26 protein-coding genes and 1 tRNA gene are annotated in these 25982 nt (G+C 67.8%); 17 read left to right on the forward strand and 10 right to left on the reverse strand.

Translation table 11 applies throughout. The annotated features are described in order from the left end of the window. Positions 1 to 99 precede the first annotated feature (99 nt). Positions 100 to 792 (reverse strand): hypothetical protein, encoded by a 693-nt coding sequence (locus IV501_RS06030; RefSeq protein WP_200555556.1) that lies wholly within the window; start codon positions 790 to 792, stop codon positions 100 to 102. 85 nt (positions 793 to 877) lie between these two features. Then, positions 878 to 2251: a glycosyltransferase 87 family protein gene (locus IV501_RS06035; protein WP_307812207.1), complete on the reverse strand. Its 1374-nt coding sequence runs from the start codon at positions 2249 to 2251 to the stop codon at positions 878 to 880. Positions 2252 to 2406: 155 nt separating this feature from the next. Here IV501_RS06035 and IV501_RS06040 point away from each other — a divergent pair, with 155 nt between their 5' ends. Both IV501_RS06040 and IV501_RS06045 read left to right on the forward strand, forming a co-directional pair. Further along, on the forward strand, positions 2407 to 3753 hold the full coding sequence (locus tag IV501_RS06040) for a molybdopterin-dependent oxidoreductase (RefSeq protein ID WP_234698341.1): 1347 nt from the start codon (positions 2407 to 2409) through the stop codon (positions 3751 to 3753). Beyond that, positions 3750 to 4193: a hypothetical protein gene (locus tag IV501_RS06045; protein WP_200555557.1), complete on the forward strand. Its 444-nt coding sequence runs from the start codon at positions 3750 to 3752 to the stop codon at positions 4191 to 4193. The genes IV501_RS06040 and IV501_RS06045 overlap by 4 nt, the downstream gene beginning before the upstream one ends. Positions 4194 to 4314: 121 nt before the next feature. On the opposite strand, the gene IV501_RS06050 is transcribed toward IV501_RS06045, so the two are convergent. The 3 genes from IV501_RS06050 to IV501_RS06060 are packed head-to-tail and all read right to left on the reverse strand — an operon-like array spanning position 4315 to position 6298. Further along, complete coding sequence (locus IV501_RS06050; protein ID WP_307812208.1) at positions 4315 to 4986, reverse strand: class I SAM-dependent methyltransferase; 672 nt, start codon at positions 4984 to 4986, stop codon at positions 4315 to 4317. Next, positions 4983 to 5633: a TIGR04282 family arsenosugar biosynthesis glycosyltransferase gene (locus IV501_RS06055; RefSeq protein ID WP_200555558.1), complete on the reverse strand. Its 651-nt coding sequence runs from the start codon at positions 5631 to 5633 to the stop codon at positions 4983 to 4985. The genes IV501_RS06050 and IV501_RS06055 overlap by 4 nt, the downstream gene beginning before the upstream one ends. After that, positions 5630 to 6298 (reverse strand): glycosyltransferase family 2 protein, encoded by a 669-nt coding sequence (locus IV501_RS06060; RefSeq protein ID WP_200555559.1) that lies wholly within the window; start codon positions 6296 to 6298, stop codon positions 5630 to 5632. The genes IV501_RS06055 and IV501_RS06060 overlap by 4 nt, the downstream gene beginning before the upstream one ends. Positions 6299 to 6358: 60 nt before the next feature. On the opposite strand from IV501_RS06060, the gene IV501_RS06065 reads away from it, so the two are divergent. Next, on the forward strand, positions 6359 to 7903 hold the full coding sequence (locus IV501_RS06065; RefSeq protein WP_200555560.1) for a molybdopterin-dependent oxidoreductase: 1545 nt from the start codon (positions 6359 to 6361) through the stop codon (positions 7901 to 7903). Here the strand turns inward: IV501_RS06065 and IV501_RS06070 are convergent. Then, on the reverse strand, positions 7900 to 8940 hold the full coding sequence (locus tag IV501_RS06070) for an NAD-dependent epimerase/dehydratase family protein (RefSeq protein WP_200555561.1): 1041 nt from the start codon (positions 8938 to 8940) through the stop codon (positions 7900 to 7902). The genes IV501_RS06065 and IV501_RS06070 overlap by 4 nt on opposite strands. Then, complete coding sequence (locus IV501_RS06075; RefSeq protein WP_200555562.1) at positions 8937 to 9776, reverse strand: MTAP family purine nucleoside phosphorylase; 840 nt, start codon at positions 9774 to 9776, stop codon at positions 8937 to 8939. Before IV501_RS06075 ends, IV501_RS06070 begins: the two co-directional genes overlap by 4 nt. Positions 9777 to 9949: 173 nt before the next feature. Here IV501_RS06075 and IV501_RS06080 point away from each other — a divergent pair, with 173 nt between their 5' ends. Continuing rightward, positions 9950 to 10855 carry an endonuclease domain-containing protein gene (locus tag IV501_RS06080; RefSeq protein ID WP_200555563.1) on the forward strand — a complete coding sequence of 302 codons (906 nt, stop codon included), beginning with the start codon at positions 9950 to 9952 and terminating at the stop codon, positions 10853 to 10855. 112 nt (positions 10856 to 10967) lie between these two features. Continuing rightward, complete coding sequence (locus IV501_RS06085) at positions 10968 to 12833, forward strand: ABC-F family ATP-binding cassette domain-containing protein (RefSeq protein ID WP_200555564.1); 1866 nt, start codon at positions 10968 to 10970, stop codon at positions 12831 to 12833. A 59-nt stretch (positions 12834 to 12892) separates the two neighbouring features. Here IV501_RS06085 and IV501_RS06090 read toward each other — a convergent pair whose 3' ends face one another. Further along, complete coding sequence (locus IV501_RS06090) at positions 12893 to 13720, reverse strand: SDR family oxidoreductase (protein WP_200555565.1); 828 nt, start codon at positions 13718 to 13720, stop codon at positions 12893 to 12895. 52 nt (positions 13721 to 13772) lie between these two features. Between IV501_RS06090 and IV501_RS06095 the strand changes: the two genes are divergently transcribed. The 7 genes from IV501_RS06095 (at position 13773) to IV501_RS06125 (ending at position 21584) form a co-directional block, all read left to right on the forward strand. Next, a complete protein-coding gene (locus tag IV501_RS06095; protein WP_307812209.1) occupies positions 13773 to 14780 on the forward strand; it encodes a 3-oxoacyl-ACP synthase III family protein in 1008 nt (335 codons plus the stop codon). Continuing rightward, on the forward strand, positions 14777 to 15541 hold the full coding sequence (locus IV501_RS06100; protein WP_200555567.1) for a glycosyltransferase family 2 protein: 765 nt from the start codon (positions 14777 to 14779) through the stop codon (positions 15539 to 15541). The genes IV501_RS06095 and IV501_RS06100 overlap by 4 nt, the downstream gene beginning before the upstream one ends. Next, complete coding sequence (locus IV501_RS06105; RefSeq protein ID WP_307812210.1) at positions 15538 to 16686, forward strand: cytochrome P450; 1149 nt, start codon at positions 15538 to 15540, stop codon at positions 16684 to 16686. Before IV501_RS06100 ends, IV501_RS06105 begins: the two co-directional genes overlap by 4 nt. After that, positions 16683 to 18239 (forward strand): class I adenylate-forming enzyme family protein, encoded by a 1557-nt coding sequence (locus IV501_RS06110; protein ID WP_200555568.1) that lies wholly within the window; start codon positions 16683 to 16685, stop codon positions 18237 to 18239. The genes IV501_RS06105 and IV501_RS06110 overlap by 4 nt, the downstream gene beginning before the upstream one ends. 8 nt (positions 18240 to 18247) lie before the next feature. Next, positions 18248 to 19105, forward strand: coding sequence for an NAD-dependent epimerase/dehydratase family protein (locus tag IV501_RS06115; RefSeq protein ID WP_200555569.1), 858 nt, complete (start codon positions 18248 to 18250; stop codon positions 19103 to 19105). 532 nt (positions 19106 to 19637) lie between these two features. Next, on the forward strand, positions 19638 to 20297 hold the full coding sequence (locus tag IV501_RS06120) for a TMEM175 family protein (RefSeq protein WP_200555570.1): 660 nt from the start codon (positions 19638 to 19640) through the stop codon (positions 20295 to 20297). 177 nt (positions 20298 to 20474) lie between these two features. After that, positions 20475 to 21584: an HNH endonuclease signature motif containing protein gene (locus IV501_RS06125; RefSeq protein WP_200555571.1), complete on the forward strand. Its 1110-nt coding sequence runs from the start codon at positions 20475 to 20477 to the stop codon at positions 21582 to 21584. On the opposite strand, the gene IV501_RS06130 is transcribed toward IV501_RS06125, so the two are convergent. Further along, positions 21565 to 22056, reverse strand: a complete 492-nt coding sequence (locus IV501_RS06130) for a MarR family winged helix-turn-helix transcriptional regulator (protein WP_200555572.1) — start codon at positions 22054 to 22056, stop codon at positions 21565 to 21567. The genes IV501_RS06125 and IV501_RS06130 overlap by 20 nt on opposite strands. Positions 22057 to 22195: 139 nt before the next feature. Between IV501_RS06130 and IV501_RS06135 the strand changes: the two genes are divergently transcribed. From IV501_RS06135 to IV501_RS06145, 3 genes are all read left to right on the forward strand, one after another. Continuing rightward, positions 22196 to 22267: transfer RNA gene (locus IV501_RS06135), tRNA-Gln, on the forward strand. A gap of 38 nt (positions 22268 to 22305) precedes the next feature. Continuing rightward, positions 22306 to 23802, forward strand: coding sequence for a bifunctional UDP-N-acetylglucosamine diphosphorylase/glucosamine-1-phosphate N-acetyltransferase GlmU (gene glmU / locus IV501_RS06140; protein WP_200555573.1), 1497 nt, complete (start codon positions 22306 to 22308; stop codon positions 23800 to 23802). 37 nt (positions 23803 to 23839) lie between these two features. Continuing rightward, positions 23840 to 24817, forward strand: coding sequence for a ribose-phosphate diphosphokinase (locus IV501_RS06145; RefSeq protein WP_200555574.1), 978 nt, complete (start codon positions 23840 to 23842; stop codon positions 24815 to 24817). Positions 24818 to 24853: 36 nt separating this feature from the next. Here the strand turns inward: IV501_RS06145 and IV501_RS06150 are convergent, their stop codons facing one another. Beyond that, positions 24854 to 25012, reverse strand: coding sequence for a hypothetical protein (locus IV501_RS06150; protein WP_200555575.1), 159 nt, complete (start codon positions 25010 to 25012; stop codon positions 24854 to 24856). 59 nt (positions 25013 to 25071) lie between these two features. Here IV501_RS06150 and IV501_RS06155 point away from each other — a divergent pair, with 59 nt between their 5' ends. Together IV501_RS06155 and IV501_RS06160 are read left to right on the forward strand one after the other, a co-directional pair. Then, positions 25072 to 25401 (forward strand): ArsR/SmtB family transcription factor, encoded by a 330-nt coding sequence (locus IV501_RS06155; protein ID WP_200555576.1) that lies wholly within the window; start codon positions 25072 to 25074, stop codon positions 25399 to 25401. A gap of 28 nt (positions 25402 to 25429) precedes the next feature. Next, positions 25430 to 25915, forward strand: a complete 486-nt coding sequence (locus IV501_RS06160) for an SRPBCC family protein (protein WP_200555577.1) — start codon at positions 25430 to 25432, stop codon at positions 25913 to 25915. The last annotated feature ends 67 nt before the right edge of the window (positions 25916 to 25982 follow it).

The raw sequence follows: 25982 nt of genomic DNA on the forward strand, positions 1-25982 counted from the left end.
TCGGCTACTCACGATGATGGGGCCCGCCGCAGCGATTGCGGAGGACCCCATCATTAGAGCGACATCGTGAAAGCGACGTTACTCCGTGTCTCTCAACGACTACTTGGTTGCAACCGTGATGGTCGCAACGCCGACCAGCAGCTGCGACTTGACGGCGTCGGTGCTGAAGGTCTTGTTCAGCAGATCGGCGGCGACGGCCGAGATGTGAACCGTGGTGCCGGTGAGGATGGCGTTGTCACCGTCCATCTGCAGCGGCTGCAGCGTTCCGCCGTAGAGGTTGAACAGAAGCGCCTGGGTGGCGGCGGAGGTGCCGTTGACGGCGACGTCACCATACAACTTCGAGGTGCCGGGGTCGATGGTGAAGTTGGTCAGCTCGACCGTGGTGCCACCGGCCGCCAGCGAGAAGCCGGAACCCTCGTGCTTGATCGAACCCTGGACGTACGGGCGGTACTTCTCGCTCGGGTCGAAGTACTTGACGTTGCCGCCCGTGATCGGAAAGTGGAGGCTGCCGTCGGTGAGGGTAGCGGTTCCGACCGTGCCGGGCGTGAGGCCCAGGGTGGTGAGGGCTGCCGCGAAGCCCGCGTCGAGCTTTACCGCGGTGTCGACACCGGTCAGTGCCGGGATGTCGGCCAGCGCCTTCGGAGCCGCCGCAGCGGAGGAGGACGTGTCGGAGGACTTGGTGGAGGTGTCCGCGCTGGAGCTCATCGAGCAGCCGGCCAGTGTGGCGACGAGGAGGCCGGCAGCGGCGATTCCGATGGTTGCCTTGGCGGCGGTGTTCTTGAACGAAAGCATGGTCTTTATCCCTTTCCTCGCCTGCCGAAGGTGGCGGGCGGTTCTGGGTAGTCGTTCGGCCACCCTCGCGAAAACGACGGGCCTGTTACCGTTTTGTGACAAGACGGCGTGCCCGCGGAATCCACTTCTGGCGGTAGCAGGTCACCGCCACCACCACGAAAACCGCTGTTCCGACCGCGGTCGCGGTGATCCCGGGCATGGGCGCGAGCAGCCGGGCGGTAAGGGCGAGCGGCACGGCAAACCATTCCCAGCGCCCGGTCATGGCGATGAACGGAACGAGCAGGAGTGCATACCAGGGGTAGCGCGGGCTCACGATGAGCAGCACGGTGCCGATCATGATCAGCTGCCCGAACCATGGTCGCAGCGGGTCGGTCTTCCACCACACCAGCGCTGCGGTGAGCGCGATGAGCAGCGCGGCCACGACCAGCGCTGCGGATTTCGGCACCACCAGACCGATCAGCGCGAACCGGTTGCCGCTTTCGTAACCCTCCTCGCTGAGGTAGCCGGGCAGGTAACCGAGCACGCCGACTCCGGTTGCGAGCACATACGGCACGTAGAGCAGCGCGAAGGTGGCGACGGCCGCGAGGATCACCTTCCACGGCTGCTTCTTGAGCAGGGCCGGCGCGGCGATCACCGGGATGAGCTTCGCCGCGATCGCCGCACCCAGCGCGATGCCGCCGCGGAAGCGGAAGCCGCGAGAGACCGCGAGAGTCGCCACCACGACGAGCAGGCCGCCGAGGACATCCACGTGGGAATTGGTGACGGCCTCGGTGGCGACGAGCGGGCTCCAGGCCCACAGGGCCGCCCAGCGCGGGTCGATGCCGCGCCGCCGCATGGCGGTGATCAGGAGCACCGTAATGCCGACGCTCAGGAGCAGACCGGTGAGTTGCAGCGGCCAATAGGCGGCGGTGGTCGGCACCAGAAAGCGCACGCCGGCGAAATAGAGCTCGCTGGTCGGCGGGTAGATGGTGTTGACCTTCGAGCGGTTGATGGCGGTGCAGAGCGGATCGCCCGACGGGATGCCCGAGGTCTTGTGGGTGCGCGGCTCGAAGCAGGTGTGGGTGCCGTCGGCGTTCTCGCGCGGGGTCGGGAACAGCCAGTCAGTGCGGAGGTGTGCCAGCTCGTCGGCGACAGGGACGTAGGCGTACGGCGAGATCCCGGCATCCTGAACGATGCCGTCCCAGGCGTAGCGCGCGGAATCGGTGCTGGTGTTGGGCGGACCGGCCATGGCCGCGCCGCCGATCAGCACCGAACCGGCGACGACCAGCACGATCGCGGCGCGAGTCGGAACCTTTTTCAGCAGAATGACCGCGAGGGCGAAGAGCAGCCAGAGTCCGGCCGTGCAGAGCAGCAGCCCGGTGTCGTGCTTCGGGTCGAGAAAGCCGTACGCCGTGACCGAGAAGGCCGTCAACACCACCATGGCGATGAGGATGATTCCGGTAAACACTATGCGCTTCACGGGGCTGACCGTACAGTGAGCGAAGGGGAGAGACCTGTCGAATCGCTCGACGGTCTCGAATAGGTCATATGCATATGTCAGAGCGGGCCTAGATCATGCGGCGCCTGCTGCTCGAGGCACGGCGTGCTCTGTCGACCCCCTCGCGAAATCCACGGATGGCCGTTGCCGTCGGACGACTGTTGGGCGCGGCGTTCATCATCTGCTTCGGCACCGGGCTGTACAGCCACTTTCTTCAAGACCCGCTGCCCTGGATGGTATTCACCACCCGGCCGCTCTGGCTCTACCAGATCACGCAGGGCATCCACATCACGGCCGGCATCGCCTGCTTCCCGCTGCTGCTCGCCAAGCTCTACGTCGTCTTCCCTGATCTGTTCGCGTACCCGCCGATCAAAGGGCTTCCGAGCCTGCTCGAGCGCGGCTCGATCGCGCTCTTCGTGTCGTCGTCGATCGTGCAGATCATCACCGGCCTGTTCGACACCTTTCAGTGGTACCCGTTCCCGTTCAACTTCCGGCAGGTGCACTTCGCGCTCTCGTTCGTGATCATCGGCTCCCTCGCCATTCATATCGCGGTGAAGCTGCCGAAGATCTCGCGCTATTGGACCCACGCGAAGTCGTACGACGCCGAGGGCAACCTGGTGCTGGATGAGGCGGATGTCGCGCCCACCGCCTCGACCGTGCGGGCCGAGTTGGCGCAGCATCCGAAACCGCTCGGACCGATCGTCCACCGGGCGGACCGCCTCACGGGCAGGCTCTTCGCCTGGATCGACAGTGCCCCGGTGCGCGGCAGTGCCCCGGAGCCCAGTTTCCCTGATGAGCCCAGCGCGCCTGATCAGCCCAGTGCGCTTGATGAGCACAGTGCGCTTGATCAGCCCGGCGCGCCTGATAACCACAGTGCGCGGGCTGCCCGGGTGTCGCGCCGCGGCTTCGTCGCCACCGTCGGCATCGCGGTCGCCGCGTTGGTAGGTCTGACCGCGGGCCAGTCCTTCGCCTTCCTCGGCGGCACCAACGTCTTCGCGCCGCGCAAGAAGGGCATCGGTCCGGGCACCCTGCCGATCAACCGCACCGCTCGCGCGGCCCAGGTGACGGATGCCATGGTCGGCGCCGACTGGATCCTCACCGTGAAGCGCGGCGACGCCATCAGCACCTTCACCCGCGAACAGCTGCTCGCGATGCCGCAGCGGGAGGTGCAGCTACCGATCTCCTGCGTCGAAGGCTGGAGCCAGATGGCGACCTGGAGGGGAGTGCGCCTCAAGGATCTGACCGACACCGTCGGACGGAACCCGCGCGAAGATCTGCGCCTCACCAGTCTCGAGGTGAAGGGCGGATATCGGGTGACCGAGATGGGTCACGAGTACATCGAAGACGATCTCACGCTCGTCGCGCTGCAACTCAACGGCGAGACTCTCGCCATGGATCATGGTTATCCCGCGCGCGTGATCGCTCCGGGGCGCCCGGGCGTGCTGCAGACCAAATGGCTGTCGAAGCTGGAGGTGCTGTCGTGAGGCTGGCCCGCGTCATCCTGATCGCGTTCGGTGTGCTGGTGCTGCTCCTCGGTGTCGTCGTGCTGTTCGAGACCAACACGCTGAAGAAGATCGCCGGGCTCGCCGCATGGCTGATCCTCGCCCTCATCGTGCATGACGGCATCATCGCGGGGATCACGTTCGCGACGGCACTCACCCTGCGTAAGGCGGGCAGGAAGGTGCCGACGGCGGTGCTCGCGATCGTGCAGGGCGCGCTGGTGATCGCGGCGGTGTTCGCGATCGTCGTGGTGCCTGAGGTCTACAAGAAGTCGATCGGAACCAAGAACCCGACCGTGCTGCCGCTCGACTACGGGCCGACACTGCTGGGATTCTGGGGCGTGCTTGCGGCGCTTACCGTGGTGGGCATCGCGCTGTACCTGGTGCGCGCGCGGATGCGGCGCGGTAGTTCGCTGGTTGAGTAGGCCGCGACGAAGGAGCAGCCGTATCGACACCCGTAACGCTCACGCGGGGTGGGTCTCGATACGCGTCCTCGTTCCTCGGGCGCTACTCGACCGACGAAAAACGGCGCTACCCGACCGACGGCTACGCGCGGACGAAGCGGGTGAAGCTACGGCCGTCCGCTGCCCATGCGGCTGCGAGGCGCAGTCCCACGCGCGAGGAGCGGCGGGCCAGAGCGGTGCTCCCGATCTCGGCCCAGGGAAATTCGTCGCTTTGCTCGCCGTGGATGTCCGCGAGAGTGCCGATGAACACGTCGTCCCGCAAGGGCTCGCTGTTCACCTCCACCACGACGGACCCGTCGGGGGAGATCAGCTCTCGGCAGCGGGCCATGAGCGCGCTCGGGTCGCCGCCGATGCCGATGTTGCCGTCGACGAGCAGGCCCGTGGCCCAGCTGCCCTCGAGCGGAACCATCTCGAACACCGAGACCTCGCGCACCTGCAGCCCGGCCGCGCGAGCGATCGCGACGGCGGTCGGCGAAACATCGATGCCGAGGGCGACCAGCCCAAGATCGTTGGCGGCGCGCACCATGCGACCGGGACCGCAGCCGATATCGAGCACAGGTCCGGTGACTCCGCGCAACAGTGCAATGTCGGTGGCGTCGGCGTCGTCGCTCCAGCGGGCGGCATTCATCGTCGAGTGCGGGACGGATGACCCGGCCCGCGCATCGCGCAGATACAGCACGTCGTCATCACGCCGCAGGGCGCGGGCATAGGGCTCGGCGCCCCCGGAGCCGAAGGTCGCAACAGCGAGACTCACCGCGCACCATCCTGCGCCTCGAATGAACCCGAGAGGTCGAAGGAGCGCAGAGTGCGGGAGAACCGGGTATCGGGCGCTAGCGCGGCGACGGCCCGGGCATCCGTGATGGTGTCGACGTCGATCAGCTCTGCCAGCATGCCGACGCCGAGGCCGGCGGAGCGGAGGCTCTCGAGCTGTAAGCGACCGGTATCGTCGCGCGACATCGGAACTCCCCGGATGAGGTCGCCGTTCGGTTCGGCGAGCGCGAGCGTCCAGTATCCGCCATCGTTGGCGTAGCCGAGCCAGGCATCGATGCCGTCGGGCCACGGCGCGAACACGGGGGCGAGGTGGTCGGCGGTCAGCTGGGGGGTGTCCATGCCGACGAGCACGGTCGGGCCGTCGCATTCGTCGAAGATCGCTCCGAGGCGCATGTCGAGGTCTCCGCTCACTTGATGTATCACATCGAATGGTTCGGAGCCCTGGGGTAAGAGGTTGCCGTCGAAGGCGAGAATGCGGCGGGATGCGGGAAGCGCGGTCACCACTGCCAGCGTGTCGGCGAGTGCTGCGGCGGCGAGCTCCGCCGCCTGCTCGTAGCTGAGCGGAGGGTGCAGCCTGGTCTTCACCTTGCCCGCAACGGTCTCCTTGGCGATCACGATCACGGTGGTCACCGGGGCAGCTCCCGGAGTAGTCGCGACATATCCTTCACGGCGATGACCGTACCCCGCAGGGTTCCGGTCACCTTCGAGCGCCCGACCCGCGGCGAATATGGAGCGTCGACCTCGACCACGCGCAGGCCGGCGGATGCTGCGCGCAACACCATTTCGAGGGGATACCCGCTCCGCCGGTCCCGCAGGTCGAAGCCGAGGAGCTGTTGCCGCCGGGCGACCCGCATCGGGCCGAGGTCGTGCAACGGGATGCCGGTGGCCCGGCGCATCAGAATCGCGAGCGCTCGGTTGGCCAGGCGTGCGTGCACCGGCCAGGCACCGCGGATGGTCGGTCGACGGCGTCCGAGCACCAGGTCCGCGGCGCCCGAGTCGAGCAGCGCAACCATGGGAGGGAGGTCGGCCGGATCCATCGAGGAGTCCGCGTCGCAGAACGCGACGACCGGGGCGGTGGCGGCCAGGAGTCCGGCGTGGGCTGCCGCGCCGAACCCGCGGCGGGTCTCGGCGACCACGAGGGCGCCGTGCGCGCGGGCGACGTCGGCGGAGTCATCCGTTGATCCGTTGTCCACCACGATCGCGCGGTAGCCAGCGGGGATTCGGGAGAGCACCCAGGGGAGGGCGGCGGCCTCGTTCAGGCAGGGCAGCACGATGTCTACCTGTGGGGTTGTCACGTTCCGAGAGTACGGGAAGGCTCGCAGCAAGCTGGAAGGCGCATCGACGTACTCTGAACCATGACCACTCGCACGGCCCGCTGGCTGGCCGCCTTCACCGGCGTCGTCTCCGCCATCGTCGTGTTGGGCGCTGCTGAGCTCGGCTCCCTCGTCACCGGCAACGCCGGCAGCCCGATCTTCGCGGTCGGCTCGCTCGTGATCGACCTCGCGCCGCCCGGGGCGAAAGACCTGATGATCAGCCTGTTCGGTACCGGCGACAAGGCCGCGCTGCTCACCCTGCTCGCCGTCATCATCGTGGCGGGGTCGGCCGGTGCCGGCATTCTCGAACTGCGTCGCCCGCCGTTCGGGGTCGTGGTGTTCGGTGTCGCGAGTCTGATCGCGCTGATCGCCGTACTCACCCGCGCCGGATCCACCGGCAGCGACGGCGTGCCGACCATCATCGGCGCGGTCGTCGGCGTGGTGGTGTTGCGCGTCGCCATCCAGCGGCTCGGGGTGTGGCGTTCTGCGCCGGTCGACGGGGCAGCATCCTCCACGGCTCGCCGTCGCTTCCTCACCATCACCGTCGTCGCGGGTGCTGCTGCTCTCGTCGCCGGTACCGGGGTGCGAATCAAGAACTCCGGAGCAACGGTCATCACCGAGGCGCGCAAGGCGCTGAAGCTGCCAGCGCCCGCCGTCGCCTCCCCGCCGGTCCCGTCGGGTGCGCAGCTCGACGTGAGCGGCATCTCGCCGTACATCACCCCGAACAAGGATTTCTACCGCATCGATACCGCGCTGGTGGTGCCCAACGTCGACGCAGACACCTGGACGCTCAAGGTCACCGGCATGGTCGAGAACGAGGTTGAGATCACGTTCGCCGAGCTGCTGAAGAAGCCGCTTACCGAGCACATCCTCACCCTCACCTGCGTCTCGAACGACGTCGGTGGCGACCTGATCGGCAATGCGCGCTGGCTCGGTTGGCCGATCCGCGAGCTGCTCGCGCTGGCCGTGCCGAAAGCCGGCGCCGACATGGTGCTCTCCACCAGCATCGACGGTTTCACCGCCGGCACCCCGCTCGACGTGCTGCAGGACGAACAAACGGATGCTCTGCTCGCGGTCGGGATGAACGGCACCCCGCTGCCGGTCGAGCACGGCTACCCGGTGCGTATGGTCGTGCCAGGACTCTACGGGTACGTCTCCGCCACCAAGTGGGTGGTGGAGCTCGAGGTCACCCAGTTCTCCAAGGCCCAGGGCTATTGGACCCCGCGCGGCTGGGATGCGATGGGTCCGGTCAAGCTCGAGTCGCGCATCGACACCCCGAAGGATGGTGCCCGCCTCAGCAGCGGCACGACCATCCCGATCGCCGGTGTCGCCTGGTGCCAGCACATCGGGGTGAAGCAGGTCGAGCTGCGCGTCGACGACGGACCGTGGAACCTCGCCACCCTCGCCGACTCGGTCTCGGCCGACACCTGGCGCCAGTGGGTCTACCAGTGGGAGCCGACCACGGGGGATCACACCTTCACCGTGCGCGCCACCGACGCGAACGGCCAGGTGCAGACGCAGAAGTACGCACCACCCGCCCCGAACGGTGCCGAGGGTTGGGCCTCCATCGGGGTCACCGTCGGCTAATGCGCAACCACTGCCGCGCGTAAGGGGGCCGTGGCGAACTCGCGCATGCCGTCCTCGAAATCGACGCTCGGCGCCCATCCGAGTTCCGTTCTCAGGCGGGCGGATGACGCGGTCACATGCCGCACGTCGCCCAACCGGTACTCACCCGTCGTCACCGGTTCGAGCCCGGCCGGGCGCGCCAGCGCTGCTGCGAGCTCGCCGATGGTGTGCACCTGACCGCTCCCGACGTTGAACGCGCGGAAGCCCGGGCCCTGCCAGTCGAGGGCGGCGAGGTTCGCGCTCGCCACATCGCGCACGTGGACGAAGTCTCGCCGCTGGGCGCCGTCCTCGAAGACGCGGGGCGCCTCGCCGCGTTCGATCGCCGAGCGGAACAGCGACGCGACGCCGGCGTACGGGGTGTTCTGCGGCATCCCGGGTCCGTAGACGTTGTGGTAGCGGAGCGCGACCGCGGTGCCGCCGGTGGCGCGGGCCCACGCCGAGGCGAGAAACTCCTGCTGCAGCTTGGTCGCGGCGTAGACGTTGCGCGGGTCGAGCGGCGCGTCCTCGTCGATGAGGCCCGGGACGAGCATCGAGCCGTTTTCGTCGAGCGGGTCGAAGCGACCGGCGTCGAGGTCGTCGACGCGGCGGGCAGCGGGACGGGTGAGGCCGTGCGGGCCGGTGTACGCGCCCTCGCCGTAGACCACCATCGAGGAGGCCAGCACGAGCCGAGTCTTCGTCGCGGCAGCCATCGCCGCGAGCAGTACGGCGGTGCCCAGGTCGTTGCTGCTGACATAGTCGGGGGCGTCGGCGAAGTCCACGCCGAGGCCGACCTTCGCCGCCTGATGGCTGACGACATCGATGCCGTCGAGCGCCGCGTCGACCGTGGCGCGGTCGCGGACATCGCCCTGCATGAAGTCGACCTTCGGATGCGCGTACCCGCCGCCGTGCACGTCCGGTCGCAGCGAGTCGAGCACGCGTACCTGCCAGCCGCGCGCGAGCGCCTGTTCGACGATCGCGGACCCGATGAACCCGGCGCCGCCGGTGACCAGGAGTCTCACGAGATCGGGCGCGCGAGCACGGCCCGCACCTCGTCCGGGGCGATCGACTCGCGCGGGAGGTAATCGGCGGGGATGGCCCGCACGATCGTCTCGATGGCCGCGACGATGCGGGGTTGAGCCGCAGCGAGCCGCTCCAGCACGAGACTGTGGCTGACGGCATCCTCGTCCACCTCGCCCGGCTGCGGGGTCAGGCCGGCGTCGCTGTCGGTGACAAAGGAGAGGTTGACCGTGTCGATGTTGAGCTCGGCGGCGAGGGGAACCTCGGGGTACATCGTCATGTTGATGGTGTGCGCGCCGGCCGCGCGGAACCAGAGCGACTCGGCCCTGGTCGAAAAGCGCGGACCCTGGATGACGACGCAGGTGCCTGCAGGCTTGATGTCGCTGCCGTTCAACGCCGCCACCGCGATGTCGTGCAGCTCAGGGGCGAACGGGTCGGCCGCGGCCAGGTGCTGCACCGAGCCCTGGTCGTAGAAGGTGTCGGCGCGGCCGTGGGTGCGGTCGATGAACTGGTCGGTGAGCACGAGGGTTCCCGGCGGGTAGTCGGGGCTGACCCCGCCGACCGCGGAGGACGAGAGGATGACGCGCACCCCGAGGCTCGCGAGTGCCCAGATGTTGGCGCGGTAGTTGATGAGGTGAGGGGCCACGCTGTGGTCGACGCCGTGCCGGGTGAGGAATGCGGTGCGCCGCCCGCCGAGCTCGCCGATGGTCACCGCGGTCGGGCCGTACGGCGTCTCGATGCGGTGCTTCTCAGCCTCATTGCTGTTTTCGTCTGGGCCGAACAACGAGTAGAGGCCGGAGCCGCCGATCACGGCGATCTGTACGTCAGCAGTGGTCATGTCTCATCTTCTCGTGCTTTCGCGACGCCTATCCCATTCCGCGAGTCGGAAGTTGTCGTCGCCTGGTTGCAACCCAGGCGGCAGAAACTTCCGACTCGCGTTGCGCACGCCGACGAGAAGGAGGTCTGTGGAGAGATTACGCGCGGAATTCAGGATCTCGACACGATAGGCGGATGCCGAAACCGTCTCCGCTCCCCGAGCCTCTGGCCGGGCGCCCGTTCGCCGTGGGGGAGGCACAGGCCGCCGGACTGTCACCGCGACGAATACGCGCGTCTGATCTCCAGGCGCCGATCCGCGGTGTGCGGGCGCCGGCCGGCGAGCGGCTGCATCCCGTTGCCGCGTTTCTGCCCCGGCTCGCTCCCGACCAATTCTTCAGCCACGTCAGTGCGGCTCAGATCTATCGGATGCCGCTCCCGCGCCGACTCGACGCCGAGCCGACCGTGCATGTCGGCGTGGTCGCGCCGGCGCACCCACCCCGCGCCCGCGGCGTATCCGGGCACCGGTTTAACGGGCCACTCGAACTGCGCACGGTGCGTGGCTTCCGCGTCCCGCCTCCGGCGACCACCTGGTGTCAGCTGACCGACCTGCTCAGCGATGAGGAGCTGGTCGTGGTGGGCGACCATCTCGTGCGGCGCAAGCTCCCGCTCTGCACCGTCGCCGAAATGCAGGCGGCGGTCAGCAACCTCGGCGCGGCACGGGGTGCGCGCAGGATCCGTCGCGCGCTCGAACTCGTGCGCCCGCGCACCGATTCTCCGCAGGAGACCCGGCTCCGCCTGCTGCTCATCGCGGCCGGCCTGCCCGAACCTGTCGTGCAGCACACGATCATCGACGACGACGGCTACTTCGCGGGCACGCCCGACCTCGCCTACGTCGATGCCAAGATCGCGATCGAATATCAGGGCAAGCATCACCAGGAAGATGCTGCCGTGTGGGCTGACGACATCGACCGGCGAGCGATCATGAAGGCCGCTGGCTGGTTGGTGATCGAGGTCATCGCAGCTCACCTCCGGCACCCCGATCGGCTCGTGAACCAGGTGCGCACCGCGCTGATCGAGCGGACGCCGACATCCATTCGGTAGTTGTCGTCGCCTGAAGATTGATTAGGCGACAGAAACATCCGACTCGAGTAAGCACGCATGCTCGCAGCGAACCCGGGCGGACGCGCATCGCGCAGCCGGTAGTCTCGTGCGAATGGCACATCTCCTGGGCGCCGAGTCCCTGCACCTCGAATACCCGACCCGCGTGATCTTCGACAAGGTCACGATCGGCCTCGACGAGGGGGACCGCATCGGCGTCGTCGGCCGCAACGGTGACGGCAAGTCCACGCTGCTGCGGCTGCTCTCCGGCCGCATCGAGCCCGACTCCGGCCGGGTCACCCGCCGCAACGGCGTCACCCTCGGCATGCTCGACCAGGCCGACATGCTGCCAGAAGACCTCGTCGTCTCGACCGCGATCGTCGGCGACAAGCAGGAGTACGAGTGGGCGGGGGATGCCCGCATCCGCGACGTCATCGACGGACTTCTGCTCGACGTTCCGTGGGAGGCGACCATCGGTCAGCTCTCTGGTGGACAGCGTCGCCGCGTCGCCCTCGCCAAGCTGCTGGTCGGCGACTGGGATGTCGTCTTCCTCGACGAGCCCACCAACCACCTCGACGTCGAGGGCATCGCCTGGCTCGCCGGGCACCTCAACAAGCGCTGGCCGAAGGGCCAGGGCGGACTCATCGTCGTGACCCACGATCGGTGGTTCCTCGACGAGGTCTCCACCGACACCTGGGAGGTGCACGACCAGCTGATCGAGCCCTTCGAGGGCGGCTACGCGGCGTACATCCTGCAGCGCGTCGAGCGTGACACCATGGCGGCGACCATGGAGTCGAAGCGCCAGAACCTCGCCCGCAAGGAACTCGCCTGGCTGCGTCGTGGTGCGCCCGCGCGCACCACCAAGCCCAAGTTCCGGATGGATGCCGCGTACGAGCTCATCTCGAACGAGCCCCCGCCCCGCGACACCGTTGCCCTCAGCCAGCTCGCGGTATCGCGCCTGGGCAAGGATGTCGTCGACCTGCTCGACGTCGGCGTCATCTATGGGGGAGTGACCGACATCGACGGCCACACCACCGGCGGCAAAGAGGTGCTGAAAGACATCGAGTGGCGGGTCGCCCCCGGCGAACGCTCCGGCTTGCTCGGCGTCAATGGCGCCGGCAAGTCGACCATGCTCGCCCTGATCGCCGGAACCCTGCAGCCCACGAGCGGCCGGGTGAAGCGCGGCAAGACCGTGAAGGTCGCCATCCTGAGCCAGCAGCTGGGCGAGCTGGCGGACATCCTGGATGACCGCGTCATGGACGTCATCGCGCGCCAGAAGAGTTCGTACGTGACCGGCGGCAAAGAGCTCACGCCCGGGCAGCTGCTGGAGCGCATGGGCTTCATGACCGCCCAGCTCAGCACCAAGGTGCGCGACCTGAGCGGTGGGCAGAAGCGCCGCCTGCAGCTGCTGCTGATTCTGCTGGGGGAGCCGAACGTGCTCATCCTCGATGAGCCCACCAACGATCTCGACACCGACATTCTCGCTGCCATCGAAGATCTGCTCGACTCCTGGCCGGGCACCCTGATTGTGGTCAGCCACGACCGGTACCTGCTCGAGCGCGTCACCGACAACCAGTACGCGATTCTCGACAAGAGGATGCGGCACCTCCCGGGCGGGGTCGACCAGTACCTGGAGCTGCGGGCAGCGCAGGGCACGCGCGGGCAGACCGTGACCGAGTCGCACCGCGCCGGTGCCGGACAGAACGAGAGCAAGCCGGCCGCGACCACGACGAACAGCAAGGGCCGGGTCAAGCTGCTCGGTGCCGAGCTGCGTAACGCGCAGAAGGAGCTCGGCTCGGTGAGCCGCAAGCTCGAGAAGGCGACCGCCAACGTGGCGAAGGTGCACGAGAAGTTCGCCACGCACGACCAGAACGACTACACCGGGCTTGCGACCCTGCAGTCCGAGCTGGCGACGCTCGAGGCGTCGCTCGTCGAGCTCGAGACGCGCTGGCTGGAGCTCAGCGAGGCCCTCGAGCCGTAGACACTCCGCTGGTCGAGTAGTGCGCGCGCCCGGGCGCTACTCAACCGGTATCGCGCTACTCAACCGGCGGCGGGCAACAGGTGCGCCCAGGTCGCCGGGTTCTCGGCGAGGAACGCGTCGAAGTCCTGCGGCTTGTGGCCGGTGAGTGCCGCGACATCGCCCGACACCCCCGCCGTCTCCCCGCGCGCGATCGCCAGGTAGGTCGTGACCCAGCCGTCGACCTCGAACTTCGGTGCGCCGAAGTGTGCCCGCGATACGTACGCCTCCTCGACCGTCTCGTTCACGAAGGTGACCTCGCGCCCGGAGACGCGGGAGAGGGCCGCGGCGATGTCTCGCATCGAGAGATCGGCTGGGCCGGTGAGGTCGTAGGTGGCGCCGTTGTGCCCGGTGTCCTGCAGAACGGCGGCAGCGACATCCACCACGTCCCGGTCGGCCACAGCGCTCAGCACGCCGTCACCGGCGGGACCACGGATGACGCCGTGCCGGTCCGCGAAGAACGGCAAAATCTTCTGATAAAAGTTGTCGCGCAGGAACGTGAACTCGAGACCGGAATCGCGGATGCGCTGTTCGGTGTGCCAGTGGTCGCGGCCAAACGTGAACGTACAGTCGGCGGCCGCCCCGTAGAACGACAGGTAGACGACCCGCTTCGCTCCGGCGTTGGCTATCGCTTCGACGGCGGATTCGTGTTCGAGCACGCGATGGAGAGACTCCCGACCGGAGACCAGGAACACCGTCTCGGTGCCCCGGAGGGCGGCGGTGAGGCCGGAGGTGTCGGCATAGGAGGCATCCGCGCGGCTGATGGGGCGGACATCCGCTCCGGCGTCGCTCAGCTGTCGAAACAGAGCGCCGCCGATGGAGCCCGTAGCGCCGGTGATGGCAATCGTCATTGGTGTGCCTTTCGTTCGCTCTTCGATGACGGTAACCCCGTATGGTCAAAGCGTGTTCCCACCTCACGCGCGTATCTCCGGCCTCGGGGTGTTTCTGCCCGACACGGTGCGCACCACCACGGCGACCGAGCACCGGCTTCGCACCGAGAACCCCGGCCTGCGCCTCGCTACCGGCCTGATCAACCGCATCACCGGGGTTGAGCGCGTTCACGTGCGGCCCGCGGGGTGGCAGACCTCCGACCTCGCGGCGGCGGCAGCCCGTGATGCCCTGGCCGAGTCGCCAGGTCCGATCGACCTGCTGATCTTCGCTAGTGCCAGCCAAGACCTCATCGAACCCGCCACCAGCCACATCGTCGCCGCGAAACTCGGACTCGACTGCCCGGTGATGGATGTGAAGAATGCCTGCAACAGCGTGCTCAACGCACTGCAGGTCGCCGACGCGCTCATCGCGACCGGGCAATACCGCCGCGTGCTCATCGCGAGCGGCGAACAGCCCTCGCACGCCGTGCGCTGGCAGCTGGAGAGCAAGGAGCAGTTCCTCAGATCGTTTCCGGGCTTCACGATGAGTGATGGCGGGGCGGCGGTGGTGCTCGAGGCGAGCGATGACGGGCACACGGGCATCCTGGGCTCCACCTTCGTCGCGGCCTCCCGGCATTGGGATGTCGGCACCCTGGGTACCGGCGGATCCCGCGACCCGCACGCGGTCGACGGCAGCTATTTCGACATGGACGGCGCGGCGCTGCAGCAGGCCTTCCTGGAGCTCGGGCCGGATGCCGTGCTGCAGACCCTGCAGCGTCTCGACCTGGGGTGGGACGACTTCGATCTCGTCGCCATCCACCAGGTGGCGTTGCCGTATCTCGCCCCGATCTTCGAGCGCCTGGGCATCGCGAGCGACCGCTCGGTGGTCACGGTGGTCGATCACGGAAATCTCGCCTCGGTGACTCTGCCGCTGCAGCTGCTGCGAGCGCGGGAGGCCGGCACGGTCGGGCCGGGCAGCCTGGTCGCGCTGATCGGGCTGGCCGGCGGCATCTCGCTCGGCGTGATGGTGGTGCGGCTGTGACCTCAGCGCACCATTCGAAGCTGGCGGTCGTGGTGCCGGTCTACAACGAGGCGGGCGGAATCCTGGCCACGCTCCACGCGCTCGCCGCGCAGGAGGACGAGGACTTCGACGTGGTCTTCGTCGACAACGGTTCCAGCGACGACTCGGTCGCGATCATCGAGACGTTCGCGGCGAACCGTCCGCGCTGGAGGGTGATCTCCGAGCCGCAGAAGGGCACCGGCGCGGCGGCGGACACGGGCATGCGCGCCGCGATCGACTTCGGCGCCGAGCTGCTGGCCCGCACTGACGCCGACTGTCTGCCGCGCCGGGATTGGACCGCCAGCATCCGTCGTGCCCTCACCGCCGGCGGGCTGCGCCTGGTTGGCGGCGAGCTGGTGCCGCGGCGGGACGAGGGCGTTGCGATGCTGACCCGGCTCGGTCTGCGCGCTGCAGTGCATCTGGCCGAAGCGTTCGGTCGCGTGCGCAACGAGAACCGGGGAGCCGACTACCTCGGGCCGTATCTGATGGCGGCGGGCTGCAATGTCGGGATCACCGCAGAGCTCTACCTCGCGGCCGGCGGTTTTCCGCGTACCCGCATCGAAGACCTGCATGAAGACCGTGCGCTGGTCAACGCCGTGCGGAGGGTCACCGGTGCCTACGCGCGTCGCCGCGATGTCGTGGTCTACGGGTCGTCGCGTCGGGTGACCGCCTGGGGCCTGAAGAACACTTTGCTCTGGTACAAAGACCACGCCTACCGGCCCGAGCACGTGGACATCCGGTGACGCTGGCGCAGGCCGCGCGCTGGGAGGAGCGGGTGATGCGCGCCGCGCATCCGTTAGCGTATCCCGCGCTGAAAGCGGGAAATCGCGCCGTGACGCGGGTGCCAGGGCTCGGCGTGCTGGTGCGGGATGCGAGGCTGCTGCGAGGCGTCCTGATGAACACGGCGAGCTTCACCAAGACCGGTCCGGGTTCGCCCGCCGACCTGTGGACGCCGGTGCTCGGACCGAGCGTGCTGCTGAACATGGAGGGCGCGGATCACCTCGCGCTGCGGCGACAACTCGGCCCGCTGTTCGGTCCGGCCTATGTGGACGACATGGTGAAGGAATCGCTCGCGGCACCGCTCGTTTCCCTGTCCGCTCGCCTGCGCGCCGGGGAGCCGGTGGACCTCGTGGCCGAGGTGCGTCGCTACGCCAGCATCGCGATCAGTCGTCTAGTCGGGCTGACCGACGAGGTGATGGATGACGATCTGTTCCGTCGCGTCGCCTCGATCACCTCGATGGTGCGCCTGTCGAAACCGAGGCTGTCTCCACCCCAGATCGAGCGGGCGCGCGCCGTGATGGCCGAGCTCGGTGCTCATGCCGAGCGTGCCTATCGGGCGGCCGACGAGAGCACCGTCCCCGGTCGGATGCGCGCGCTCGGCCTCACCGAGACCCAGGCAATGGGCGCGGTCGGGGCCTTCGTGCTCACCGGGACCGAGACGCTGGTCTCCTATATTCCGCGGCTGGTATGTCTTCTCGTCGACAGTGGGTGGCTCCCGGCCATCGCCGCTGATCGAGCCCTGGTCGAGCAGGCGATCGCCGAGGGTCTGCGAGTGACGACACCGTCGCCGGTGATGCTCCGCTCCGTGGTGACGGATGACGCGATCGGCACGGTTCGCGTGCGCCCGGGTGACCGCGTGATCCTCGCGACCTTCGCGGCCAATCGCGCGCTCGGTCCCTTCGACCCGGACGCCAACACGGCAGCCACGCTCAAGCAGCTCTGGTTCGGCGCCGGCACGCACTTCTGCCTGGGTGCGCCGCTCGCCATGGCGCAGATCCGCTCGGTGCTCGATGCGTTGCTGCAATTTCCGTCCCTGTCGATCGAGTCGCGAAAGGCCGCGCGCGGGGTACTCATCCCGAGTTATGCGCGAGTGGTGGTGCGGGCGTGACTAACGATTCGGCCAGCACAGACATCCTTGTGGCGCTGCTGGCGGCCTGCCGGGCAAACGGAGGCTCACCCGCGCTCACCCGCGGCCGCGTCACCCTCAGCTACACCGAGCTGCTCCAGAGGGTGTCCTCGACCGCGGCCGGCCTCACCTCGATGGGCTTCTTCCCCGGCGACCGAGTGCTGTTCTCGGTGCGCCCCGGCATCGACGGCATCGTGCTCGCCCTCGGCATCATCGGCGCCGGGGGCACGGTCGTCTTCGCCGATCCCGGCGCGGGGGAGGCCATGTTCCGGGCCAGGGCGGCATTGGCCGCGCCGGGCTGGGTGGCCGCAGAGTCGCTGCTGTATTTCGCCTCCTCGCGTCCGCTGCGCGGGATCGCGCGGCGGCGGGGGATCGAGCTGCCGGGCTATTCGTCCGTGGTGCCGGAGGCCCGACACCTGTATGCCGGGCGACGGCTGCCCGGCGTCCCGCGCACGGCCACGAGCATCCGAGATCTGGTGGATGCGCCAGAGGCTCCGCTCGAGCCGCGCGTGCGCGCCGACCACGAGGCGCTCATCATCTTCACCAGCGGCACCACCGCCGACCCGAAGGCGGTGGTGCACTCCCGCGCCTCGCTCGGAACCGGGCTCGCCGGTTTCGCGGAACGAACCGGGCTCGCCCCCGGCGACCGGGTGCTCACCGACCAGCTGATGATCGGCATCCCGGCGCTTATCGCGGGGGCGCACTGGACGCTGCCGTCGCCCGGCATCGACCCGGGTGCGAAGCCATCGAACTATCTGACGGCGCTGCCTGCGACCGATGTGCTGTTCATGGTGCCCGCCGGGCTCGACGCGCTGTTGCGGTTGCTCGATGCCGATCCGTCGAGGGCGCCACGGCTGGCTACTCTGCTGATCGGCGGGGCGCCGGTGCTGCGTCCCCTGCTCGAGCGGGCGCGGGCGCGCTTCCCGCAAGCGCGCATTCTCGCGATCTACGGGATGACCGAGATCCTGCCGGTCGCCATCGCCGAGGCTTCGGAGAAGCTCGCCTTCACGGGCTCTGGCGACTTCGTGGGCGAACTGGTCCCGGCCGTCGAGGCGACGATCGTGGAGGGCGAACTCGTGCTCGCCGGCCGGGGGCTCGCGCTCGGCTACCTGGGGCACGGACCACTCACTTATCTCGGCACCGGCGATCTCGCCCGGCTCGACGGAGATCGTCTGGTGCTGATCGGGCGCGCGAAAGACATGTTCATCCGCGGCAGCACCAACGTCTACCCCGGTCTGTACGAGCCGGTGATCGCCGGCCTGCCGGGCCTGGCCGCGGTCGCGATGGTCGGCGTGCCCAACGAGATCGGTGACGACCGCATCGTGCTCGTCATCGTGCCAGCGACGGATGCCCCCGCCGCGCTCTCCGCGGACCACCCGCTGATTCCCGCGGTCGCCGCCGCCCTCCCCGGGCTCATCGATGCGGCGGTGCTGCCTGACCGGATTCTCGCGATCGGCGCGCTGCCGCTTTCTGGCCGGAGCGGAAAACTCGACCGCGCCGCGCTGGTCACGGCCGTGCGGGAGTTGCTGCCGTGAGGGTCGCGGTGACGGGAACGAACGGGTTTGTCGGGGGAGCGGTGGCACGCGCGCTCGCCGCCGATGGACACGACGTCGACGCCTACACGCGGCAGCGCTGGGACATCACGGCCGGTCCCCTCTCCGACCCGGCCGAGACTGTGAAGGCCGATGCCGTCGTGCACTGCGCCGCACTCGCCGACGATTGGGCGCCGCTCGATCGCGCGCTGCGCGTGAACGTCGAGGGAACGCGCAACGTCGTCCAGTCCTTCCCCGGCGCTCGGTTCGTGCATCTGTCCACCTCGAGCGTGTACGACGCCTTCGCGCCGACCATCACCGCGGCAGAATCGGCCGCACCATGTACCCGCTACCTCAGCACGTACTCCCGGTCGAAGGCCGAGGCCGAAGCAGTGCTTCCTGCCGACGCCGTGGTGCTGCGGCCGCACGCGGTCTACGGGAGCGGAGATACGACGCTGTTGCCGCGCGTGCTGGCGGGCATCCGTCGCCGTCGGTTGTTCTTGCCAGACGGGGCCCGGGTGCTGCACAGTCTTACCCACATCGACAATCTGGTGCAGGCCGTAAGGCTCTCGCTCGGCGGGCGACCTGGCGTGTACAACGTGGCCGACGAGGCTCCGGTGCTGCTGAGCGAGGTGCTGACCGAGCTGCTCGCCAAACAGGGGCGGCCGGATGTCGTGCTCCGCCGCATCCCGTATCGCACCGCGTTCGCGGCCGCCACCGTCGCCGAAAAACTGCCCGGCCGCCCGCGGCTGACGCGCTATGCCGTCAGCCAGCTTGGACTGGAACGCACGCTCGACCTCACCGCGATCCGCACGCACCTCGGTTATCGCCCGACCGCGACCAGCCTCTCCTGCGCCGAGCACTGGTGACATCGCCGGGTGAGTAGCGCCATCGCCGGTTGTGTAGCGCCATCGCTGGTTGAGTAGCGCGCGACGAAGGAGCACGCGGGTATCGCTGGTTGAGTAGCGCGCGACGAAGGAGCACGCGTATCGAAACCCGGAACCCGGAAGGTATCGGTACGGCTGCTGCATTGTCGAGGCCTGTTTGTCGCGGCATGCTCAACCCGCGGTCGGCGAGACTTTCTGCACCACCAGTGATCGATAGGCGGGAATGAGCACCTTCCGCCCGTACTCGCGCGACACCACCCGGAACGGCCGTCCGTCGCCCAGCCGAGTTTCGGTATCCGCAGCAGGGGCTTCGCGACGGTGCCGACCCAGTTCAGCCAGGGCAGAGCCGGGCGTGCCGCGCTGAGCAGTCGATGCTCGTGAGCGGCGGCGGACGAGCCGATTCCGTCGCGCCACGGGGCGAGGCGGCGTTCGTGGGCGGGAGCTTCGAGGTCCTGGGCGACGGGCACGGTCACAACCTAGTCGCGAACGGCCGGGTGCTGAGTAGCCTGACGGCATGGGCGAGAAGAACAAGGAATACGACCGGTTCCTGCGGAACGGCACGAACACCGACCGCCTGCAGTTCTTCAGTGACGCGGTCTTCGCGATCGCGATGACGCTGCTGGTGATCGACATCGCCGTTCCCACGATCTCGAAGAGCGTCTCCGATGCCCAGCTCGACGGTGCACTCTGGCGTGCGCTCGGTGAGGAGTGGGACCAGTTTCTGGCCTACGGCATCAGCTTCTGGGTGATCGCGGTCAACTGGGCTGGCCACCACCGCAAGTTCCGTCTCATCGGCAGCTACGACCAGCGGCTGATCACGGCCAACCTGGCGCTGCTGTTCTTCATCGCGTTCGTGCCGTTTCCGACCAGCCTGATCAGCGAGTACGCGGGGGCGATGCCCGCCATCGTGCTGTACGCGACGGTGGTCAGCGTGATCAGCGGTCTGCAGTGGTACCTCTGGTTCTACGCTCACCGCGCGGGCTTCCTCGCCCCGGAGGTGACCGAGGGCATGTACCGCTACGTGTCACGAAACTACATCTCCGTGCCGCTGGTATTTCTGCTGTCGATCCCGGTCGGCTACCTGTTCGGTGGCGTGTGGGCGATGTTCTTCTGGATCCTCAACTGGCCGGCCAGCATCCTCCTCGGCAACTGGGAGCCGAAGCGCCGTCGTTGAGCTTCGGTCGCTGGGCTCGTCCCTCGGTCCGGCGGCGTGTGCTTCGGTCGCTGAGCGTGTCGAATGCGCCTCTCCTCTCCTCCACAGCCAACCGCTCCCTCGGCTTATCCACAGAAAAACCTGGTCAGGCCCAATATTGTCGGCCGAAATGTCGGTGGCTGATGCGAGACTTTTCGCATGGAAATCTCCTCGACGACGCTCGCGAACGTATTCGCCGAGCTGTCCCGCGCCTGCGTGATCGGGGGCGACCTGGCGGCCGGTGTGGACGGGCTTGGTGGTGTGGGCGGGCTTAGTGGCGTGTACGGGATTGGCGGTGTGTCGGGGGTCGCCGGTGCCTCACCCGAGGTGCTGCTGAGGATGATCGCGGACGCCGGCACCGTGCAACGCGCCGTAGATGCGATTCGGGTGCGTCTGGCCGGGGAGCTCGTCGAACAATCAGCGGCCCATCTCGGATCGGAAGGTATTGCCCGGCAGGCCGGGCACCGGCACGCCGCATCGTTCCTGGCCGAGCTGTGGCAGATCAGCGTGCCGGAGGCGGCGCGACTGTGCGCAGTCGGGGCGGGGGTCCGCGAACGCCGTGCGCTGGACGGCTCATCTTTACCTGCGCGCTACCCGGTGCTGGGCGACGCCATGAGGAGTGGCTCTGTCAGCGTGGAAGTGGCGGCCGCGATCGTTCACGAACTCGACCAAGCTGCACCGTTCTGCAGCAGCGACGCACGAGCAGCAGGGGAACGTCTTCTGGTCGAGCACGCTCCCGGGCTCACGGTGAAGCAGGTCCACGGTCTGGCCCGACACCATCTCAGCAGCCACCGCCCGCAGTTGGCGGCGGAGGCGAACATCATCCCGATCGTCCTCGGCGGCAGCAGCGAAGTCCTCGATGTCGGCCACGGCCGGCGACTGTTCACCAGCGCTCAACGCCACGCGTTGGCGGAAACCTATGGTGGGTGTGCGTTCCCCGGATGCGGTCATCAGCCGAGTCACACCGAGGCGCATCACCTGGTCTGCTGGGCGAAGGGCGGCCGGACAGATCTGAACAACTCTGAACAACGGCATTCCGCTGTGCTCGTTCCACCACCATCGTGTTCACGACGACGGGTGGGAAATCCAGTTCCGCGAGGGGGTGCCCTACTTCATCCCACCCCCATGGGCAGATCCCGACCGCACACCACGGAGGGGAGGCAAGGTGCCAGACCTCGTAGAATCCGGATAGCGCGCCATCGAATCGGGTCAGCGGGTCAGCGGGTCAGCGGGTCAGCCGATCAGCAGTTCAGTCGAAGTCGAGACTGAGCTTTCGCAGCAGTCCGGCGAGACGCTCCTGGTCGCTCGGCGAAAGCGCGGCGAGCAGTTCGGCCTCCGCGTCGAGCAGCTGGCTGATCGCGGCATCCACTCGCCGTACGCCGCCCGGCGTCATGGTGACCAGGATGCCTCGGCCATCGCCCGGATCGGCGCGACGCTCCACGAGCTCACGTTCGACCAGCCGGTCGATGCGGTTGGTCATGGTGCCGCTCGAAACGAGGGTCTGCAGCAGCAGTGCTTTGGGGCTGAGCTCGTATGGCTTGCCGGCCCGGCGCAGTGCGGAGAGGACGTCGAATTCCCAGGACTCCAGGCCGGATGCCGTGAAGGCGACCCGACGCGCGCGATCCAGGTGCTTCGAGAGCCGGCCCACGCGCGACAGCACCTGCAGCGGGGTGAAATCGAGGTCGGGGCGCTCGCGAAGCCACGCGTCCACGATGCGGTCGACTTCATCGTGGGAGGGCATCCGTCCATTATCGCGGCTGTGCCCCGTTCCGGCCCGCCCGGGAGCGCCGGCCCGCCCGGGGAGCGCGCCCTCAGCGGCGTGCCGTCTGGCAGACTTGTCTGGCGCCGTTTGCATATCTGTTCGCAGAAGCTCAGCGTGGTCCGCCTTGGTGTAATGGCAGCACGACAGCCTTTGGAGCTGTTAGGTCTAGGTTCGAATCCTGGAGGCGGAGCTCGAGACGCGCAATCGACCAGTGAAGGAAACATCCCTATGGCCACCCCTTCCCCCGCAGATTCCACCCCAGATCCCAGCGCAGAACTCGCCGTCGTCATCCTCGCCGCGGGCCAGGGAACACGGATGAAGTCGCGCAAGCCCAAGGTGCTGCACGAGCTCGCCGGCATCCCTCTGGTGGGTCACGTGCTCGCCACCGCCGACGAACTCGGCGCTAGCCACATCGTCGCGGTCGTTCGGCACGAGCGTGACGCGGTCGCCGCGGTCATCACCGAGCAGCACCCCGCGACGATCATCGTCGACCAGGACGACATTCCCGGCACCGGGCGCGCGGTCGAACTCGCGCTCGGCGGGCTTCCGACCGGGTTCGCCGGCACCGTCGTCGTGCTCAGTGCCGACGTGCCGCTTCTCGACGCCGGAACGGTTCGTGGCCTGATCGATAGCCACATCCACGCCGGCAACGGCGCGACTCTGCTGAGTGCACACCTGAGTGATCCGACGGGGTTCGGGCGCATCATCCGTTCGAGTGGCGCCCGGTCGAACGGTGCTGTTGAGGGCATCGGTGCCTTCGAAGGCATCGTCGAACAGAAGGATGCGACCGCCGAGCAGCTCACGGTCAGCGAGATAAATGCCGGCGTCTACGCCTTCGACGCCGCCGCGCTCACCGCGGCGCTGGCGCAGATCGGCACCGACAACGCGCAGTCGGAGAAGTACCTGACGGATGCCGCGGCCGGCATTCGTGCGGCCGGCCGGTCGATCGAGGCCGTGCCCGTCGCCGACCCGTGGCTCGTCGCCGGCATCAACGACCGCGTGCAGCTCGCCGCGGCTGCTGCCGAACTGAACGCGCGCATCGTGCGCGGCTGGCAGCTCGCCGGGGTCACAGTGCAGGAGCCCGCGACCACCTGGATCGACCTGAAGGCAGTGCTCGCCGAAGACGTCGAGTTGCTGCCCGGCACGCAGATTCTCGGCGCCACGGTAATCGAACGCGGTGCCGTCGTCGGCCCGCACACCACCCTGCGTCACTGTGAGATCGGTGAGAATGCGGTGGTCAACAGAACGGATGCGACCCTCGCCGTCATCGGTGCGAACGCGACTGTCGGCCCCTTCTCCTACCTCCGCGCCAACACCGTGCTCGGCGAGGACGGCAAGATCGGCGCGTTCGTCGAAACCAAGAATTCGCAGATCGGACGGGGAACGAAGGTGCCGCACCTCAGCTACATCGGGGATGCGACCATCGGCGAGTACTCAAATATCGGCGCCGGTTCGATCACCTCGAACTACGACGGAGTGAACAAGACCCGAACGACCATCGGTGACCACGTCAGGGGTAGCTCGAACACGGTCTACGTCGCCCCCGTTACAATTGGTGACGGAGCCTACACAGGCGCCGGAGCGGTCGTTCGCAAGGATGTCCCGGCCGGCGCACTGGCGATCAGTGTGGCTCCGCAGCGCAACATGCTCGGTTGGGCTGAGCAGAAGCGTCCCGGTAGCGCGGCAGCGATTGCTGCCGCGGCCGCGGCAGACAGCAGTGAATAAGTCCCGTCAGCACACAGACCTCAGAAAGCGGGACAGCGTGACAGAAATTACGGCCACCGGTGAAAAGCGGCTCGTACTCGTAACGGGTCGTGCCCACCCCCAGCTCGCCGTCGACATCGCGGCGGAGCTCGAGGCCGATCTCGTCCACACCGACGCGCGCACCTTCGCCAATGGTGAGATCTATGCGCGGTTCGACGAGAGTGTGCGTGGATCGGATGCCTTCGTCATCCAGTCCCACACCTATCCGATCAACGAGTGGCTCATGGAGCAGCTCATCATGGTCGACGCGCTCAAGCGTGCATCGGCCAAGCGGATCACCGTGGTTGCGCCGTTCTATCCCTACGCGCGGCAGGACAAGAAGGGCCGCGGTCGCGAGCCGATCTCCGCCCGCCTGATCGCCGACCTGTTCAAGGCTGCCGGTGCCGACCGCATCATGAGCGTCGACCTGCACGCCGCGCAGATCCAGGGCTTCTTCGACGGACCCGTCGACCACCTGTTCGCCATGCCGGTGCTGCTCAAGTACTTCAAGGAACGCCTCGACCCGACCACTCTCACCGTCGTCTCGCCCGACATGGGCCGCGTGCGCGTCGCCGATATTTGGAGCGACAAGCTGGGCGCACCGCTCGCGATCATCCACAAGCGCCGCGATCCTCTGGTGCCGAACAAGGTGAGCGTGCACGAGATCGTCGGTGACGTCTCCGGCCGCACCTGCCTCATCGTCGACGACATGATCGACACCGGGGGAACCATCGTGAAGGCCGCCGAGGCGCTCAAGAAGAATGGTGCGACCAACGTCGTCGTCGCCGCCACGCATGCGGTCTTCTCTGACCCGGCGAGCGAGATCCTGCAGAGCGAGTTCATCGACGAGGTCGTGGTGACGGATACCCTCCCGATCCCCGAAGACAAGCGCTTCTCGACGCTGACCATCCTGCCGATCGCGCCGCTCATCGCGAGTGCGATCCACGAGGTCTTCAGCGACGGCTCGGTCACCTCGATGTTCGACGGGGCCGCGTAAGCGCTAACCCGACTCGCCCCACGCGCACGCCGGCGATCACGCCATTAGGGCCCCGATCAACCGTGCGATGACTTTCGCGACGCCGACGAGGAGTGTCCAGAGGATCTCGACCACCAGGAAACCAGTGCCGGGGCTTTCGCGTTCTTCTGGGGGCGGACCGGGTTCACTCCTCTTATCGCGAATCTCTCTCGACATGTGGTCATCCTAGAACTCGCTATTGCGCGTCCGCGCACCGGCGCGTAATCTACAACCAAATGGTTGTAGATAGACTCGACGAAGCGCAGATCGATCGCATCTTCCAGGCGCTGGCGGATGCGACTCGGCGCGACATCGTGGCGCGCGTGATCGAGCGGGAGCAGTCGGTATCTGCCCTCGCCGTTGGCTACGCGATGAGTTTCGCGGCCGTGCAGAAACACGTTGCGGTGCTCGAGCTGGCAATGCTCGTGCGCAAGGAGAAGCGAGGACGGGAGCAGATCGTGCACGGAAACCGCGAGGCGCTGCGCCGGGCCGCACGCCTCCTCGACGCTTACGAAGACCTCTGGAAGCAGCGCATCAGCAGCATCGATGCTCTGCTGAAGGAATAACCGGGAACACGAGAACAGGAGACACACCATGCCATTCCTCAGTTCAGTGAAGAACCTCGACGACCTCACGATGACGATCACCGCCCAGTTCGACGCCGACGTCAATCGTGTCTGGCAGCTGTGGGAAGACCCGCGGCAGCTCGAACGGTGGTGGGGCCCACCGACCTGGCCGGCCACCTTTGTCACGCACGACTTCAGTGTGGGCGGGCGCTCGAGTTACTACATGACCGGCCCCGAGGGCGACAAAGCCGGCGGATGGTGGCAGATCACCGCCATCGACGCGCCGACCAGCCTGCGGTTCGACGACGGTTTCGCCGACGCGGACGGGGAGCCCGACACATCCATCGCCCCGACGCACGCCGTACTCACCCTCGAAGCGAAAGACGGGGGAACGCGGATGTCGATTCTCACCCAGTTCGACAGTGTCGAGCAGCTCGAGCAGATGGTGGCCATGGGCATGGAAGAGGGCATGAGCCTCGCGATCGGACAGATCGACGGGATCCTCGCGGAGTAGCCCGGCCGGTTTCGATACGAGGACGACGAGTAGCGCGTCGGTCAACAGGATGGGCTAGGTCGAACTC

The organism is Lacisediminihabitans changchengi (assembly GCF_016634425.1).
Lineage (GTDB): Bacteria > Actinomycetota > Actinomycetes > Actinomycetales > Microbacteriaceae > Lacisediminihabitans > Lacisediminihabitans changchengi.